The 17,302-nt window shown below is 33.6% G+C and carries 18 protein-coding genes; all 18 read right to left on the reverse strand.

The features are described from left to right. Positions 1 to 21: 21 nt before the first annotated feature. On the reverse strand, positions 22 to 267 hold the full coding sequence (locus SPJ17_RS09050) for a KH domain-containing protein (RefSeq protein ID WP_321094959.1): 246 nt from the start codon (positions 265 to 267) through the stop codon (positions 22 to 24). Between the two features lie 11 nt (positions 268 to 278). Continuing rightward, positions 279 to 524: a 30S ribosomal protein S16 gene (rpsP, locus tag SPJ17_RS09055; protein ID WP_321094962.1), complete on the reverse strand. Its 246-nt coding sequence runs from the start codon at positions 522 to 524 to the stop codon at positions 279 to 281. Positions 525 to 655: 131 nt separating this feature from the next. Beyond that, positions 656 to 835: a hypothetical protein gene (locus tag SPJ17_RS09060; protein ID WP_321094964.1), complete on the reverse strand. Its 180-nt coding sequence runs from the start codon at positions 833 to 835 to the stop codon at positions 656 to 658. Positions 836 to 902: 67 nt separating this feature from the next. Next, positions 903 to 1,559 (reverse strand): YjjG family noncanonical pyrimidine nucleotidase, encoded by a 657-nt coding sequence (locus tag SPJ17_RS09065; RefSeq protein WP_321094966.1) that lies wholly within the window; start codon positions 1,557 to 1,559, stop codon positions 903 to 905. Positions 1,560 to 1,596: 37 nt separating this feature from the next. After that, entirely contained in the window at positions 1,597 to 2,385 is a 789-nt protein-coding gene (locus SPJ17_RS09070; RefSeq protein WP_321094968.1) for a hypothetical protein, read from the reverse strand. A 114-nt stretch (positions 2,386 to 2,499) separates the two neighbouring features. Then, positions 2,500 to 4,005 (reverse strand): glycerol kinase GlpK, encoded by a 1,506-nt coding sequence (gene glpK, locus SPJ17_RS09075; RefSeq protein WP_321094970.1) that lies wholly within the window; start codon positions 4,003 to 4,005, stop codon positions 2,500 to 2,502. Between the two features lie 8 nt (positions 4,006 to 4,013). Beyond that, positions 4,014 to 4,355 carry a DUF1667 domain-containing protein gene (locus tag SPJ17_RS09080; RefSeq protein ID WP_321094972.1) on the reverse strand — a complete coding sequence of 114 codons (342 nt, stop codon included), beginning with the start codon at positions 4,353 to 4,355 and terminating at the stop codon, positions 4,014 to 4,016. Between the two features lies 1 nt (position 4,356). Next, on the reverse strand, positions 4,357 to 5,610 hold the full coding sequence (locus SPJ17_RS09085; RefSeq protein WP_321094974.1) for an NAD(P)/FAD-dependent oxidoreductase: 1,254 nt from the start codon (positions 5,608 to 5,610) through the stop codon (positions 4,357 to 4,359). Continuing rightward, positions 5,597 to 7,054 carry an NAD(P)/FAD-dependent oxidoreductase gene (locus SPJ17_RS09090; protein ID WP_321094976.1) on the reverse strand — a complete coding sequence of 486 codons (1,458 nt, stop codon included), beginning with the start codon at positions 7,052 to 7,054 and terminating at the stop codon, positions 5,597 to 5,599. The genes SPJ17_RS09085 and SPJ17_RS09090 overlap by 14 nt, the downstream gene beginning before the upstream one ends. A gap of 205 nt (positions 7,055 to 7,259) precedes the next feature. Continuing rightward, entirely contained in the window at positions 7,260 to 7,565 is a 306-nt protein-coding gene (locus SPJ17_RS09095; protein ID WP_321094977.1) for a hypothetical protein, read from the reverse strand. Between the two features lie 66 nt (positions 7,566 to 7,631). After that, the gene (locus tag SPJ17_RS09100) at positions 7,632 to 8,267 is read right to left on the reverse strand and encodes a YgjV family protein (protein WP_321094979.1); all 636 of its coding nucleotides are present in this window, start codon (positions 8,265 to 8,267) and stop codon (positions 7,632 to 7,634) included. A 55-nt stretch (positions 8,268 to 8,322) separates the two neighbouring features. Then, positions 8,323 to 9,615, reverse strand: a complete 1,293-nt coding sequence (locus SPJ17_RS09105; RefSeq protein WP_321094981.1) for an alpha-amylase family glycosyl hydrolase — start codon at positions 9,613 to 9,615, stop codon at positions 8,323 to 8,325. Positions 9,616 to 9,706: 91 nt separating this feature from the next. Continuing rightward, entirely contained in the window at positions 9,707 to 10,537 is an 831-nt protein-coding gene (locus SPJ17_RS09110; RefSeq protein ID WP_321094983.1) for a glycosyltransferase, read from the reverse strand. After that, positions 10,530 to 11,309, reverse strand: coding sequence for a hypothetical protein (locus tag SPJ17_RS09115; RefSeq protein WP_321094985.1), 780 nt, complete (start codon positions 11,307 to 11,309; stop codon positions 10,530 to 10,532). The genes SPJ17_RS09110 and SPJ17_RS09115 overlap by 8 nt, the downstream gene beginning before the upstream one ends. Before the next feature lie 92 nt (positions 11,310 to 11,401). Continuing rightward, positions 11,402 to 12,808 (reverse strand): amidophosphoribosyltransferase, encoded by a 1,407-nt coding sequence (locus tag SPJ17_RS09120; protein ID WP_321094987.1) that lies wholly within the window; start codon positions 12,806 to 12,808, stop codon positions 11,402 to 11,404. Between the two features lie 104 nt (positions 12,809 to 12,912). Continuing rightward, positions 12,913 to 14,955 carry a DUF1295 domain-containing protein gene (locus SPJ17_RS09125; protein WP_321094989.1) on the reverse strand — a complete coding sequence of 681 codons (2,043 nt, stop codon included), beginning with the start codon at positions 14,953 to 14,955 and terminating at the stop codon, positions 12,913 to 12,915. A gap of 41 nt (positions 14,956 to 14,996) precedes the next feature. Then, on the reverse strand, positions 14,997 to 16,988 hold the full coding sequence (locus tag SPJ17_RS09130) for a CotH kinase family protein (RefSeq protein WP_321094991.1): 1,992 nt from the start codon (positions 16,986 to 16,988) through the stop codon (positions 14,997 to 14,999). Between the two features lie 65 nt (positions 16,989 to 17,053). Beyond that, positions 17,054 to 17,302, reverse strand: a 249-nt coding sequence (locus SPJ17_RS09135) for a hypothetical protein (RefSeq protein WP_321094993.1), incomplete at its 5' end; no start/stop codon positions are given.

Here is a 17,302-nt window from a genome sequence, read left to right on the forward strand (position 1 = left end):
AAAGAGGGTTTTCCCTCTTTTTTACTTTGCGTCAATATCTAGGTGTATCTTTTTTCCTTCTTTAGAAGCTCCAGCATATAATACAGTACGGATAGCCTTAGCAATGACTCCACCCTTACCGATTACTCTGCCTAAGTCACTTGGATTAACCTTTACCTGATACTGAAGGTCATCTTCAGAATCATTCAAACGTATAATTTCAACGTCCTGAGGATAAGCTACTAAAGGAAGAATTAAGCTCTTGATTAACTCTTCAAACTTTACCATAGCAAAACCTCTTACTTAGAAATAACTTTGTTTGCTACTAAAATGTTCTTAACAGTAGTCGTTGGCTGTGCACCCTTTGCAATCCAAGCATTAACCTTTTCAGCATCAACATTTACTGTAGCTGGGTTAGTTAATGGGTTATAAGTACCTAAAATCTCTAAGAACTTACCATCTCTTGGGGATCTTGAATCTGCTGCAACAATACGATACTTAGGAGCCTTGTGAGCACCAAATCTCTGTAATCTAATTTTAACCATATATAATACACTCCTTTTATAAGTTTTTTATAATACGTGAATCATTATATCATAAAATAAAAAGGTGTCAAGTATTTTTTCTTGACACTTTAGAATTTCTTTATAAACAAAAAAATCCCTCCTCAGGGACTTTAGCATGCTTCAGCAAAAAGCTCATCCATGCTAGAAGAAAAATCTTTTGTATTCGCAAATACAATGTACCAATACGTTCCCTTAGATGCAAGTGTCATTAAAAGCTCACGAGAAGCATGAATCCCTTTATTTTTTAGCATCCTTAGCTCAGAACATATTCTTTTTGCTTCACTTTTCAATATATTACCTCCTTGTAGGAGTATTATTATATAACTTTTTTCTTCTTTTGCAAGTAAAAACTCATTTTTATAGAAAATTTAAGATATCTTTTAGAGATGAAATGGTAATACAATCCTTTTTTTCTTTAGATAATAAAATACCATCTATACCTACCTTCTTAGCTCCCATGATATCCGTATCATATCTATCCCCAATCATGATATATTCCTTTCTATTATCATCCTCTATATCCTTGATAATATATTCAAAGAATTCCTTATCTGGCTTATTATAACCAATACATTCGGATATATAAATTTTTTCAAAATAATCATAAATTCCTGCTTTTTTAAGTCTTTTTATTTGAACCTGATTCATTCCATTAGATGCAATAAAAAGTCTATATTTTTTAGATAATTCTTCTAATACATCTACTACTCCATCAAATAAATCTGCTTGGTATTTTAAGGATTCCACATAATATTTGTTAAATAAGGAGATGTCTCCATCCATACCTAAATACTCCATGATTTCCTTAAATCTTTTTTCTTGGAATTCAATTCTTGTCATTTCCCCTTTAGCAAATTGATTAAATAGCTTTTCATTTAAAAGGCTAAAATGAGAAATCTCCTCTTTTTTGGGAATATAAGCCTTAAAATGCATCATAGTATCTATAAATGCATTTGCCTCACCCTTATTAAAATCCATTAATGTGCCATCTAAATCAAATAATATATATTTCATATACTCCCTCAAAAAAAGGACCATAAACGGTCCAAAATCATCGAAAAGAAATCTTATGCTTTAATGGAGAATCATATCTTAATTCCGTAATTAATCCATCAGAATCATCTACCTTAACATATACAACTCTACCTGTTGCAGAGCCATCCACAACATATTCTATGTAAAGTGCGGGCAAATTATCTGATTTTGCTAAGAAATAATCGGTTTTAACACCCTTCTCCCTCAAGCCTAAAAAGCATTTATCATAGAAGCTACAAACATTATTATATCCGCTAACTATAGTACCATCCTCTAAATATAGCTTACAATCATCACCAATAAGCTTTTTGAAATTATCTGCGTTCTTAATATAATAGCCAACACCTAATTCCTCTAGAGCCTGTAAAACTAAGATTTCATGAGAATCATAATTCGCTCTTGGTACATATTCTAAGCCCTTGTAGGTATAGTAATAATCATCACCCTTTAAGGCTAAGGATGATAATCTTCTTGCTTCATCCTTAGAACCAATTCCAACGGATGCAAAATAACAGGATTGTCCATAAATAAAGCTTTTTGCGATTAAGACATGCCTTTCAAATTCAGTCATCTTTACCTGCTCTGGAGCTAAGGATGAACGAACTAGGATATATACAACATCATATCCTGTACGACCTGTAATGGATACACCTGTTCTTACATCATAATCCTTTGAAAAGCAAAAAAGCTTTAAATTACCCTCTTCATATTCAGCAACATAATCTACTGCCATTTTGTATAAATCTTTATTGGTTAATACATCGCTATCCCTATAGGATGGGATGCCTTCTATCCATTTTGACATAAAATTCAACTCCTTAGATAAGATTATTTTATTATAACAATAAATCATTTAAATTTTAAGTAATAATTATACTTTTTAAGAAAAAAAGATAGAAAGGTGGCTTATAGCCACCAACTATTCTTCCATTTCCCATCCTTGGCACATTTTAATTGCTTTATGCCATTTCTTAACATATTCCTTCTTTTGGTTCTTATCCATAGATGGATTATAGCATGCATCATATGCCCATATGCCTTTTATTTCATCGACGGATGACCATACCCCAACCTTTAGTCCAGCTAAATAAGCAACACCTAAGGCAGTTGTTTCCATAACTTTTGCACGCTCAACTCTGCATTCACATACATCGGCTTGGAATTGCATTAAGAAATTATTTTTGGATGCACCACCATCAACCTTTAAATTTACAATTTCAAGGCCAGTATCTTGCTTCATTGCATCCATTACATCCATGGTTTGATAAGCAATACCCTCTAAGCAAGCACGAATAATGTGATTTCTATTGCATCCCCTGGTTAAACCAAAGATTGTACCTCTTGCATACATATCCCAGTGTGGTGCACCAAGACCTGTGAAGGCAGGTACGACATATACCCCATTATTATCTTTAACCTTTCGGGCAAAATATTCACTATCCGAGGAATCTGTAATTAAGTGTAATTCATCCCTTAGCCACTGTACAACAGCACCACCAACGAAGACAGAGCCCTCAAGTACATATTGAATTTTATCGTTATAGCTTGCAGCAATGGTAGTGACAAGTCCATTCTTACTTTCAACATAATGCTCTCCTGTATTCATAAGCAAGAAGCATCCAGTACCATAGGTATTTTTTATATCTCCTTCATGGAAGCATGCTTGCCCAAATAGGGCAGACTGTTGGTCACCGGCAACACCGGCAATAGGAATTTCATATCCAAAAATAGATACCGTACCAAAATCATCACTAGATTTCTTTACTGTAGGAAGACATGAAATGGGAATTCCAAAATAATCACAAAGCTTTTGATCCCACTCAAGCTTTTTAATATTAAACAGCATAGTACGTGAAGCATTTGTATAATCTGTGGCAAAAACCTTACCCTCCGTCAATTTCCAAATCAACCATGTATCTACTGTACCAAACATAAGCTTACCCTCTTGTGCAAGCTTTTTTGCGCCTTCAACATTATCTAAAATCCATTTCATCTTTGTCGCAGAAAAATACGCATCTAATACCAACCCTGTATTTTCCTTTATATAATCCTGAAGCCCATCCCGTCTGACCTCCTCAACAATAGAGGATGTTCTTCTACACTGCCATACAATGGCATTATAGATTGGCTTTCCGGTTTCTTTATTCCAAGCAATTGTAGTTTCTCTTTGATTGGTAATACCAATCGCTAAGATATGCCACGGCCTGATACCACACTGAGCAATTGCCTCTGTCATAACAGAGTACTGGCTTGCGTAGATTTCCATCGCATCATGCTCAACCCAGCCTGGGTGAGGATAGATTTGCTTGAATTCCTTTTGAACCTCTTGGACAATTTTACCCGAATTATCAAATACTACAGCACGAGAGGAGGTAGTACCTTGATCTAGTGCGATAATATATCTTCTTTTCTTTGTTTCTGTCATAGTTTCTCCTATAAATCTCTAGAGGATATAATATTTACATCCGTACCTAATATATTTTTAATGATGATGTCTCCACATTTTACTGGAGATTTTACTTGAATTTTATCTAATTCCTTCATAACATCAAACATAAGATTTTTAGAAATAGGCTTATCTGTTCTAACAGGTAATCTTTTTAAATCAGAACCTAAAAGAACTACAGTTGAGGTAATCACTCTTTTCGGATCGAATACCTCACAAAGCCCATAGGCCTCTCCTTTTGGACAAGAATTCCCCCTAACTTTTTTTGATACCTCATCGACAGTTAAATGACAGCCTCTTGGGCATGTAATACATATGATTTCCTTCATGTTAATCACCTACCCTTACGATAATAGAATCTACTACATCCATAAGCTTTTCCTTAGGGATTCTTATAGATTCCATCTCACCTGGAGCTAAATGTAATTTCTTTACCTTAGCCAATACCTTACCACCAGATTCTGCATATAAATATTTATCCTTCATTACTCTTCTTACTCTAAAGAAGATATTTAAGGAATCCTCTACATTATTGATTCTCAATTTTTGAGGAACCGTATAGGAAACATCTTCTCCATTCTTTAAATCAATACAAGGCCCAGATTCGTCATTTCCCTTTGTAATATAGTTATACGCTGCTATACCAGCTCTTCCTGCCTCAATAGAGGCATTATCTGCAAGATCATGTACATGAAGCACATTACCACAAGCAAACACACCAGGAATGGAGGTTTCCATATTCTCATATACAATAGGACCATTCGTTCTATTATCCAATAAAACACCTGCCTCCTTAGATAATTCATTTTCCGGAATTAAACCAACAGATAACAATAAGGTATCACAGTCAAATTCCATTTCAGTGCCTAAAATTGGTTTTCTATTTTCATCCACCTTAGCGACAATAACCTTTTCAACTCTAGCATGTCCTATAACATCAATAACCGTATGGGATAGATATAGGGGAATATTAAAATCCTCTAAGCATTGTACTACATTTCTCGTTAAGCCATTCGAATAAGGCATAAGCTCAACAACAGCTAATACCTTTGCCCCCTCTAGAGTCATTCTTCTTGCCATAATTAAGCCAATATCACCAGAGCCTAAAATCACGACTCTTTTACCAACTAAATAGCCATCCATATTGCAGTACTTTTGGGCAGCTCCTGCCGTAAATACTCCACTTCCTCTATCGCCTGGAATAGAAATTGCGCCTCTCGTTCTTTCCCTACAGCCCATCGCCAAGATAATCGCTTTAGCATGAATTACCTGATATCCTTCCTTAGAATTCATATAGTGAATTTCCTTATTCTTAGTAATATGAAGTACCATGGAATCACTTTTAACCTCTACATTGGTTTCCTTTAGCATTTCAATAAACCTTTGTGCATATTCAGGTCCAGATAGTTCCTCCTTAAAGCGATGAAGTCCAAAACCATTATGAATACATTGATTTAAAATACCACCCAGGTGCATATCACGCTCAATAATTAATATATTTCTCTCTCCAGCCTTATAGGCCTCATAGGCTGCAGATAATCCAGCAGGACCTGCCCCGATGATGACTAGATTATATTTCTTCATGAGCTAATCCCCCCTTCGTATATTCTAAAACAATGTTCGATCCATCCTTATCCTGTAATACATCCTTAGGTGTAACATGCAATTCTCTAACCATGATTTCAAGTATCTTTGGTCCACAGAAGCCACCTTGGCATCTACCCATTCCTGCATTGCATCTTCTTTTTACTGCATCGATAGAAAGACATGGAATTGGTCTATGTAAAGAGTCTACAATTTCACCCTCGGATACTGTCTCACATCTACAGATGATTCTACCATATAATTCATTTTCCTTAATTTTTTCTTCAATTTCATCTATGCTCATATCCTTAAAGAATTTAGGAAGTGGAGTAATATTAAAATCCTCATTTTTAACAAATTTAACTCCCATACCCTCTAAGATTTCCTTAGCGTATGGGCCAAAGGCAGGGGCAGCACTTAAGCCTGGCGATTTAATACCTGCAAAATTAATAAATCCCTTTACCTTAGATTCTCCAATTAAGAAATCATCATAATTTAAAATCTTAGCTCTAAGACCAGAGAAATTTCTTATATTATTTCTATAATTAATTTTATTTGTTGTAAGATTGGCCATATCACGAATATAATCTAAGGATTTTTCATCAACACCAAAATCCTCCTTATCCTCTATGGTTATAGCATTAGGGCCAACAATTAAATTGCCATGGCATGTCTTAGAAACTAATACACCCTTACCAAGCTTGGTGGGGGTTTGGAAGATAACATGATTTACATTCTTTCCTTCTTCTTTATCTAATAGATAATAATCACCCTTAACAGGAACAATAGTAAATCCATCCTCTTTGTTATCTAAGACCATGTTATAGATTTCATCTGCATATAAGCCTGCAGCATTAATGATCATTTTCGTTTTTAATATAGTTCCATTGGATTCAACGAAAAAGGAATCTCTTTCTTTTTTTATAGAAGTAACTTTAAAGGATAAATATAGCTTTACTCCATTTCTTACAGCATTTTCCGCAAAAGCTAAGCACATTTCCCAAGGAGATACAACCGCTGCTGACTTTGCATATAATGCTATAGAAATATCCTTATTTAAATTGGGCTCTATTTTAAAGATTTCTTCTCCTCTTAAAATAGACATATCCTCTACTTTGTTTTCTAATCCTCGATGATAAAGCTCTAAAACCTTAGCCTCATCTTCCTTTCTTCCAACGACTAAAGAGCCAATATTGGAATAATGAACATGGAATAATGGAGCAAGCTCCTTATACATTTTAGAGCCTAAAACATTAAGCTTTGCCATAATTGTACCAGGCTTTGGATCATATCCTGCATGAACAATACCTGAGTTTGCTTTTGTTGTAACACAAGCTACATCATTTTCTTTTTCAACAAGTGCAACCTTAAGCTTGTATTTCGAAAGCTCATAGGCTATAGAAGCGCCTGTAATACCTCCGCCAATAATCACAACATCATACATTTTATACATCTCCTTTTGAAAACGCTATCACATTGCTTTAATTATATCACTATGGATATATTTTTAAAACACAAAAGGTGTTGAAACTTTTGAAATTTTTGGTATCCATGTTAAATATATTCTATCCATTTGATAGCATAGGTATCACTATGATATACATTTTTCAAAAAAGAAAAAATGCCTTATGGATAAGGCATTCAAATGATTATTTTTTCTCGTGAAAATGCAAATACCCAAAGCCAAATAAAAATGGGAATACAGTAAGAGGATTTCTATAAGGGATAGGAATCAAACCAATAGGAAATGGGTTCGTACAAAATTTATCCTTATAAAATAAGCCATTATAATAATATAAGCCCTTTACCTCACCTGTAATTAAAGGAACGCTTATATATGTACCTAAAGGAATAAAATCACTTCCTCTTTTGGCATTCATATTTAGCTTTACTCCGCATTCTGGACAAAAATTACATCCATCCATTATTTGTTTGCCACAGCAAGTACAATACATGATATCCCCCCTTTATATTATTTTAGCATATTCTTCTTTAAGAAGAAAAATAGAAGAAAATTCCTTCTATTCTTCATCGATAATGTTTTCTTCTTGATGAAAATCCTCTATATCCTTTGGATTCTTCTTTTCCTTATGAACCTTAATGGCTATACGGATAATAGAATAAATGGATAGAACAATCGTTACTGCATTAAATATCGTATTTGGAATAAGTGGCAATAGGATACCATAAATACACTGACAAATACCATTAAAAATCAGTGCAGATTTTAATAATACTTCGGTGAAATTCTTAGATAAGCCTCTCTTGGCAAATACAAATGTAGAGCATACAGAATATACGAACATACCACCAACAGGTAAATACTGAAACCAGCCCTTATCCTCTGCCCATATTTGTATAGATACGATACCAAACACTAAAGCGACAATAATACATACGACATTGATAAGCAATATGAATTTTTTTCTTGCCTCATCCACAAAAAGTAAGACGAAGTTTTTTACAAGCATGGTAAAATCCTGAATCATTCCACCATAGCCACCCTGCATAAGCTGAGCTATACCATTTAAACCATGGCAAAAGCTTTGGGTTGCGATGATTTTCTTTTTGTTGTGAAATAATGATGATAGCGTAAATAATGCATTTCCAATAAAGGAAATTACGATTGCAATAATAGAAATTTGCTCTTTCGTCATAATTCATTCCTCATTCTTCGGCTTATTATACACTATATTTCAGTTTAAGCAAGCATTATTCATGAATTCTTAATAAAACAAGAGGCTCTTCTTGCATGTCTAGATATTTATCGATTGGCAAAACCTCTCCAGTAAGTAAATTCTTAAATCTACCCTCAATTTCGGTATTTACCATTCCAGATGCATGATTTAAATTTACAATAGCCGTAATTTCCTCATCCATATTCTTAAAGGATAATAAAACGATAGAATCGGTGATAATATGGTAATTCCATACACCATCCGCAAATACTCTATGCTTCTTAATTTCATTTAATTTCTTAATTAAATCGACGATACCACTCTTATTATAATCCTTCCATTTAATTTCATCCATTTCAAATAAATTTGGTAAATGTCTAGATGCAGTTTCAATGCCATTAAATAAGAAAGCCATACCTCTTGTAAAATAGGATAATACGAGTAGATTCTTAAGTCTTAAATCATCCTTTAAATAGGAATTTGCTGTACCAAAGTCATGATTTTCTAAGAATCTTACCTTAACAAAGTTCTTTGGATATAAGGCCTCTTGATCTTCTACTCTAGATAAATATTCTTGAATTCTTGCCTCACCCTTCATATATTTTTGTAAATGATCATATACATCATATTCATATTCCGCATCAAATAATGTATATATTTCAGGGTCAGATGTTGCATCATAGCCCATATCACGAATATATTTACAGAAGGATAGATGAATCGTCTCTGCTAAGAAGAATAAATCCTCCTTCTCCTTCCTTAAAAGAGGGAAGGTATGCGCAAAGAAGCTATATGGAATTAAAGAGGCAACATCAAATCTAAATCCATCCGCACCTAATCTTACATATTGAAGTAGAGTGTCGGATAAATATTTCTCTAGCTCTGGATACTCAAATTTAAAATCGGTAATATCACTCCAATCACCAACTCGATTGGCAAATTCACCATTTGGCTTATGATAGAACCATTCTGGGTGCTCTTCTGTTAAAATAGAATCTCTTGAGGTATGATTAAATACGATATCCATAATGACCTTTAAGCCAAGGGCATGTGCCTTATCGAACAATTCCTTTAAATCCTCCATTGTACCCATATTTGGGTCAATCGATCTATAATCCTTAATGGAATAAGGAGAGCCTATCTTACCCTTGCGAAGTAAAACTCCAATAGGATGAATGGGCATTAATTGAATAATATCCACACCTAAATCCTTTATTCTTTCTAAATCCTTAGTAACTCCCTTTAAATCGTGAGTTTTCGAATACTGTCTTGGAAATACCTGATAAATAATTTGATTTCTTAATGCAATACTAGTATTTTTTGCCATAAAAGCCCCTCCTTGTAAAAATATCTATAATTTTATTATAGTTTAGTTTTGAAAATGAAACAAGAAAAAAACATTGCACTTTGGCAATGCTTTACTTCTTCTCATTAAATTCTTCCTTTAGCTTTAAATAAATATCATAGATATCATCAAATTGATGATATTTAAAAATCTTATGTACCAGATCCACCTTCCACTGCTTTATATTCGCTGTATGAGGGTATGGAAGCCAAAATAATCTTTTAGAGAAATGACGAATAATCGTATTCTTATGCAAGAATTTTTGATCATTATATTTTTGAGGTAGCATCTTCTTTTTCGTTGTAGAGCGAAGGATTGCAGATTGATCTGCAAAGGGAAGCTTCTTTGTTTTAATTAATACTCTAGCCTTATCTAAAAGATGTGTTTCCTTCATTTTTGCTAAATTAAATAATAATACACCAGCATTAATATAATTGGGCTTTACCAAGTACTTACCATAATGATCTCTTGCGGCAGCATATTCATAGCCATGAACATCAATATCCCATAATAATCTTATATCTCTATTAAACATTAAATCACAATCTAGATATAATAGCTTATCTGGCATATTTGGCACCATATCTGCAAATAATCTTAATAGTGTATATGGGCTACAATAGCATCCTTCATTAGGAGAACCACTAAATTCCTCCTTATAATATGGAAATACGTCAATGACCTCAACGATATTCTCCTTATTATAGCCTTTTGCAACCTTATCTAAGAAAGTACCCATTTCACTTGTAAGGGCTAAATATCTTGGATCTAAATAGGATACATCCATTGTATATATATAAACATGGAAAGGCTCCTTTGTTTTCGTTCTTTCAAAAATAGAAAGCATTGTCGTAAGCATGCCATCAAAGACCTTATCATTGCCACAGAATAATAAATTAATCATTGGATTCCTCCTTTTTCATATATTTAATTACCTCTACTGTATTTTCTTTGCTTCTTTCTACCATTTGGTTATAAACCATATCTCTTAATTTCTTTCTAGCCTCTGGCTTTGAAATACTTAAATCAGGGAAAAATGGTCCATCAATATAGGTATGAATGGTAGGCGTTTTCCCATGCTTACGCTTAAGGTAAACATTCGTGAAGGAAAATACAGGCTTATTATATTCGATGGGATACCTGAAGGACATATCCTTAAATGGTCTAATTTTTGTATAATATGGCCAAATATGTGCCTCAGGATATATCGCTATAACCTTGCGTTCTTTAACTCTAGTTTCGATACATGCAATAAAATTCTTCATTGCATCACGATCTGCAGGAAGCGGAATTGCGCCTAGAGATAAGACGACATTTCCCATTCCCTTAATCGATACATTTTCAGGGTTCACGATAACATGGGCATCCGTCCAACCAGAAATCTTTGGTGGAATGAAGGCATCACATAAATTATGGGTATGATTACCATAAAGAAAATAAGCATCCCTTTTATAAGGCTTAATTACTTTTTTATTTATAAATTTATGATGATATTTAAATTTTAAATAACAAAATGCGATAGGATGAGCTACAATTCTAAGCCAAAAGAAATGGGTGAATTTCTTCCATAGGCTTTTATATACATATACATAGCTTCCATCGATAACTCTTGGGGTAATTTTCGCATCAGAAAATTCATCGTTTAATTCATCTGTATAATAAATAATCTTATCCATTTATACCCCTCCTTATAATACTTCAAATTGCTCTTTAGTTTATTATAATTCTATATTTTTGTCAAGCAAAAGAAAAGAGTAAGAGGTATCTCTTACTCATTACCATCCCAACAATAGGTACAAAGCTTATCCTCATCAATTTCACAAGCCTTCTTTAAATCGTCTAGACGATTAAACTGTAGGGATGTAAAATGAAGCTCTTTTCTAATTTCTTCAACCATTGTTTTATATTTATCTGAATCTGGATCTACATACATCTTTAAGGTTTCAGGATTTGTATTACCCTCAAGCTTTAAAATTGTCTTTCTTGTAATGAGCTCCATTTCTGATTTTGTTCTTGAAAAATTTAAATATTTACAGCCGTAAACAAGTGGTGGACATGCACTACGAATATGCACCTCTTTTGCCCCGCTTTTATATAAGAATTCTGTTGTTTCTCTCATTTGAGTACCGCGAACAATAGAATCATCGATAAGCATTAATCTCTTTCCTTCAATTAAATCATGAACAGGAATTAGCTTCATCTTAGCGATTAAATTTCTCTTCTCCTGCATAGTTGGCATGAAAGATCTTGGCCATGTTGGTGTATATTTAATGAATGGTCTTGTAAATGGAATGCCACTTTCATTGGCATAACCAATGGCATGAGCCATACCAGAATCTGGTACACCTGCAACACAATCCGGTTTAACCGTATCTCTTCTTGCCATATATTTTCCGCATGAGCATCTCATCTTTTCAACACTCAAGCCCTCATAGCTTGAGGATGGGTACCCATAATATACCCATAGGAAGGTACAAATTCTCATTTTATCTTTAGGCCCTACCAATTGCCTTACGCCATCAGGAGATACAATACATATCTCACCAGGTCCAAGCTCTTTATATGGCTTGTATCCTAAATTTAGGTAAGCAAAGGATTCAAAGGTGACACAATAACTGCCATCCTCCTTGTATCCAATGGATGCAGGAGTTCTACCATATTTATCTCTTGCAACATAAATACCCTTTTCATTTAACAATAGTAATGTAATAGAACCATCAATTAGCTCTTGTACATACTGAATACCATCAATTAAGTTTTCCTTTTGGTTAATAATTGATGCGACAAGCTCGGTTGGGTTAATATCCCCACCACTCATCTCTAGGAAATGAGAATATCCATTTTTAAATAGCTCATCTACAATTTCTTTAATATTATTAATTTTTCCAACTGTAGTAATCGCGTATGTACCATGATGGCTTCTAACTAAAAGAGGCTGAGGCTCATAATCGGAAATACAACCGATTCCCATTTGGCCCTTCATTTCTAGTACATCCTTTTCAAATTTTGTTCTAAATGGTGCATTTTCAATGTTGTGAATTGAACGATTAAAACCATTTTCATTTAATACTACCATTCCACCTCTTCTTGTTCCTAGATGAGAATGATAATCAATTCCAAAGAATAAATCAAAGACACAATCTTTTTTAGATACTGCCCCGAAAAATCCACCCATATTTCTTCCTCCAGTTTCATAAAAAACTAATTCAATTTTACCAAAAGTGTCATAAAAAAAGAAGAGTATTTTGTTACTCTTCTCAAATAAAACGCTTTACATTTTTAATTCATATCATTTTTAAACAATACACTTGCTGCGAGGTTACCCATAATTTGATAAGCCGCCTTAGATGGGTGTAAATGATCACCAGAATCCATTCCATCCTTAAAATACCAAATGGAATCCTTGCACTCACCTATAGCTCCTTCAAAATCGATAAATCCCTCTTGCATCTTTATCCAATCATTGACCTCATTTTTAACTTCTTCTCTAAATGGAGCATAGGTCCTCCAGTTATATATAGGAAGTAAATTGCCGTAGTAAACGAAAAGATTTAATCTTTTTGCAACCTTACGATATCTTTCTAAGCCTTCAATTAAATCTGAAGATGTAGGCATATCGCTCATAGGCCGAAATGGATTAACTTCCTCTCCTACTGGATGAATAATATCATTAATACCATGCTGAATGATGACCATTTTCGCACCAGATACACTAGATACCTCATGAAAGAATCTCTTTTTCCCCATTAAACCATAGGATTGATAGGTAATGCATTCATATTCTCTTAATATTCTTGTACCAGATACAGCCTTTCTTACAACCGATATATTTTTAATACCTCTTTCTCTTAAGGAAAGCAGCATATAATCTGGCCAATCCTGGCTCGTTATAGAATCTCCATAACAAACCACACATTCATTTTCCTTATCTGTATATACATCTACATTAGAAATGAAATGTACCCAGCCCATGGATTTTGAGGTGTTTTTATCTAAGGATGGCTTGAAGGATTGATCTCCATATGCAAAATACCCCTTAGATAGTGGACCGGTAATATCGACACAGCCTGTTAAATTACATGTACGTTTAATATATATATTTATAATTAAATATTCATCCTCTTTAATTTCATAAGGAATAACATCACTAGTTAAGGACATATGAGGCTCTATATGAATTCTTCTTTCCCCACCAAAGGTTACATATAAAGGATCCTCCTGTACATCGGATAAGCTTTTCCCTCTTGCGACATTGATATGGTCAATATGAATCGCCTCATCCACACAATAATTATCTAATGTAATTCTTATTTTATCTCCACCAAAGGGAACAAAAATAGGATACCTTAGGGTTAAATCTCGAGCATATCGCATCGCATCTGGTCTACCCTTAGATTGAGCCTGCCCATAAAAGGTTACCCACCTCTTATTTTCATCATTTAAATAAGGGATTCTCTTTTTAGGTATAGGGATTAAGGCAAAGGTGTTTTTCTTATAGATTTTATAATCTGGCTTAGTCGCAAGATAATGTGCCTCAGATATTAGCATTGCCCCACCAATTAAACAAATCATCGGTGCGATACAGAAAATGAAATACCACTCACTCGGCATAGCACTAATATAAACATAGGTTACACCTGCCCAAAGAAGGAATTCTGCGGCATAATTCGGATGCCTCATATATTTCCAAAGCTTTTGGTCATAAACCTGGCTTTCCTTCGAACGATTCTTTCTAAAATTATACATTTCAGCATCCGCTTGTGTTTCTATATAAGCAGCAATCGTCATAAAAATTAAACCAAAAAGCTGCCATAGTCCAAATTCCAAATTCTTAATTACATAATAATACATAGGGAGTGAGGCCGCAAAAATAGTCACACTCGTCAAGAAATGGAAAATAACGAAACTAATTACATAATAGAATAAACCAAAACGCTCCTTAGCTCTTCTATACCTCCAATCCTCATAATGCAATCCAGTAAAATTCCTTAAGAAATTGAAGGTTAATCGTATTGCCCATAAGCTAAATACAGAGAAGAATAATATAGTCCCAGTATTAAATGCATTATAATAGATCATTAAAAATAGCATATATACTGGAGTTTGAAGACTCCAGTAAGGATCTATAAAGGATGCCGTATGAAAGGCTACTCCAACAATATATATAGTTACTACACTGGTCATTGAGGCTAATAACAATCTTAATAAATCATTTAAATAGCCACCAGTAAATAGGAATACTAATATTCCTAAGAAAAATGCTACAAGATATAAAACAGCTAGGAAGCATATACCTATGAACTTTTTTCTTTTATCTACCACAAGAATCATCTCCTCAAAAAGAGCCCAAATTGGGCTCTTCCTTATTCTATAACGATATTTGCTTCTTTCGTAATTGTGTTTATTGTGATTGTGATACTAGAGGAATTTGTTACACCACTAAGCGTACAATTTTCACCCTTTTCCATGATTAATTCATTATTCACTAAATCAATTGTCCAATCAATGGTTTCCCAATCGATTCCATTGTTGATCTTAAAATCAATAGAATCATTATTTACACTTGCAGGTGTAAAGGTAATTGTATATTGACCATTACCCTTATAGGTAAATGGTAAGGATGTACCACCCCAACCATTCATAGAGCCAACAAGATAAATAGCACCGTAATCTCCATTCGTATCTGTAATAGGATCATCTTCTATGTTGGTATTCGTATCTAAATAATTCTTACATAAATTCTTCTTCGCATTGATATAATTAGAGAAGGAAATATTGGAATCATTCAGATTGAAATCAATATAACCGAAATCAGAAGATACACTTGCACTATAGGTGTTTTTCGCAATATTAAATAATTCAGTAAAGGTTTCATCCTTTAGCCAATCACTATTATATAATGCAGTTAAATAAGCTGTATATAGCTTATAAGCACTAGAATTCTTCTTTAAAATCGTATTTTTATATAATCCAATAACATTATCACCATTTGCTGCCTTAGTCAAATCCATTGGACCAACCTCAGTCATACCATTTCTTACATCCCAATCCTTCGTTATACCAAAGGCACGGTCATTATCAATTGGAATTATAATACCCATACCATCACTTCTTCTCATATAAATCATAGTATTATTGGTGTTATTTCTTAAATCATCTGGGTTACCAACAAAATAATTTACAGCCTCAAGTGCAGCAAAATATTCTATATCTAGCTTTTGTCTAATATCCTCTAAATTGTTTTTCGAAACTGCTCTACCAAGCTCAAATAATAAATTATCCTTATAGGCGGCCTCGCTTGTGTTTGTTTTTCTTTCGTATTTAGGTACATAAGATCCATCCATACTGCCTACACCAACATTATTTTTCATATTGTTGTAGGTTAAATCAACACCCCAAATACATTTATATAAATCACCATATTTAGAGCCGGTAACACCATAGGTACCATTCTTTTCATCATTCCATGTGCCAAAGGTTAAAATATCCTCATTTTGAAGAGTTCTTTTAATTAAGGATTTCTTTGCAGGCTCATATAATGTATATACACCCATATCATAGCTTGTATTCTGATCTATTTGATTAATATTAAAATTCGTTAATCCGATATTTTGAATGATTAATCCTAGAGATTTATATAATTTTGATGCATAAACCTCTTTAATGTGTGTTGCATCATAATTCTTATTCCATTTTAAATCTAAGCCCGTTAAGCCTAAGAATTCTCTATCCTTTCTTAATTTATAGCCTGCTGGATCATTGGACCAATCGACCTTATCTACTCCATAGGCCTCATCATCAAAGGTCTCATCAAAGGATAGCTTAAAATGATTTAAGGATGCAATTTTGCCATTCTCAATGATAGGCCAAAGTCTTGAGGTATTCCCCTTTTGACGAATACCTACATCCTCTATAGTCCAAGAGAAGGTGTTATCGTAATTCTTTAGGGTAATCGTTACACTCTTACAATGACGATATAGCTGGTTTTTAAAATGCGTTTCATTATAATAATCCAAATCCTCTTGTAGCTTTTGAAGCTCACTATCTTCCATATCTATAGAAATAGATACCTCATTACCTAAATTGAATAAATCATCATAGGTTACAGAATCCTGATTTGGAATCACTCTTGTAGTAAAATCAGGGGCAAGTAATTGAATATCACTTGAGGTATATTCTGGAATGATACTATGATCTATCCCATCCGAAGTTTGCGTTGTAGTTTGTTTTTCTGTTTCAGTTTCTTGTGGCTTGGTTGTTGTTTCTACTGTTGTAGTTGTTGTTTTAGCTCCACCAATAGAGCATGAAGCTAATAATAAGCTTAATGGGATTGCCATAAATATTTTCTTTTTCATTTTTCTGCCTCCAATTCTTTTTTTATTTTATCATTAAATTAAGAAAAAGAAAAGAATAAGCTTTTTTAGCTTACTCTTATATTTCCTGTTTTCAAAATAGTATTAATTTCTATAGTAACTTTTGAAGAATAATATACGTTTTCTACAATAAATGCATCCGTGTCATGCATGATGAGGTTATTATTTTGAATGGACCAGTTGATATACCAAGAATATCCATCATAAATCTTTAGGTATAATTTCTTCCTGTACATCCTTGGCTCAAAAGTAATCGTATAAATACCATTACCCAGATAGGTCATTTTATAATACTT

It is taken from the genome of Anaeroplasma sp., from assembly GCF_034179385.1.
Lineage (GTDB): Bacteria > Bacillota_I > Bacilli_A > Acholeplasmatales > Anaeroplasmataceae > Anaeroplasma.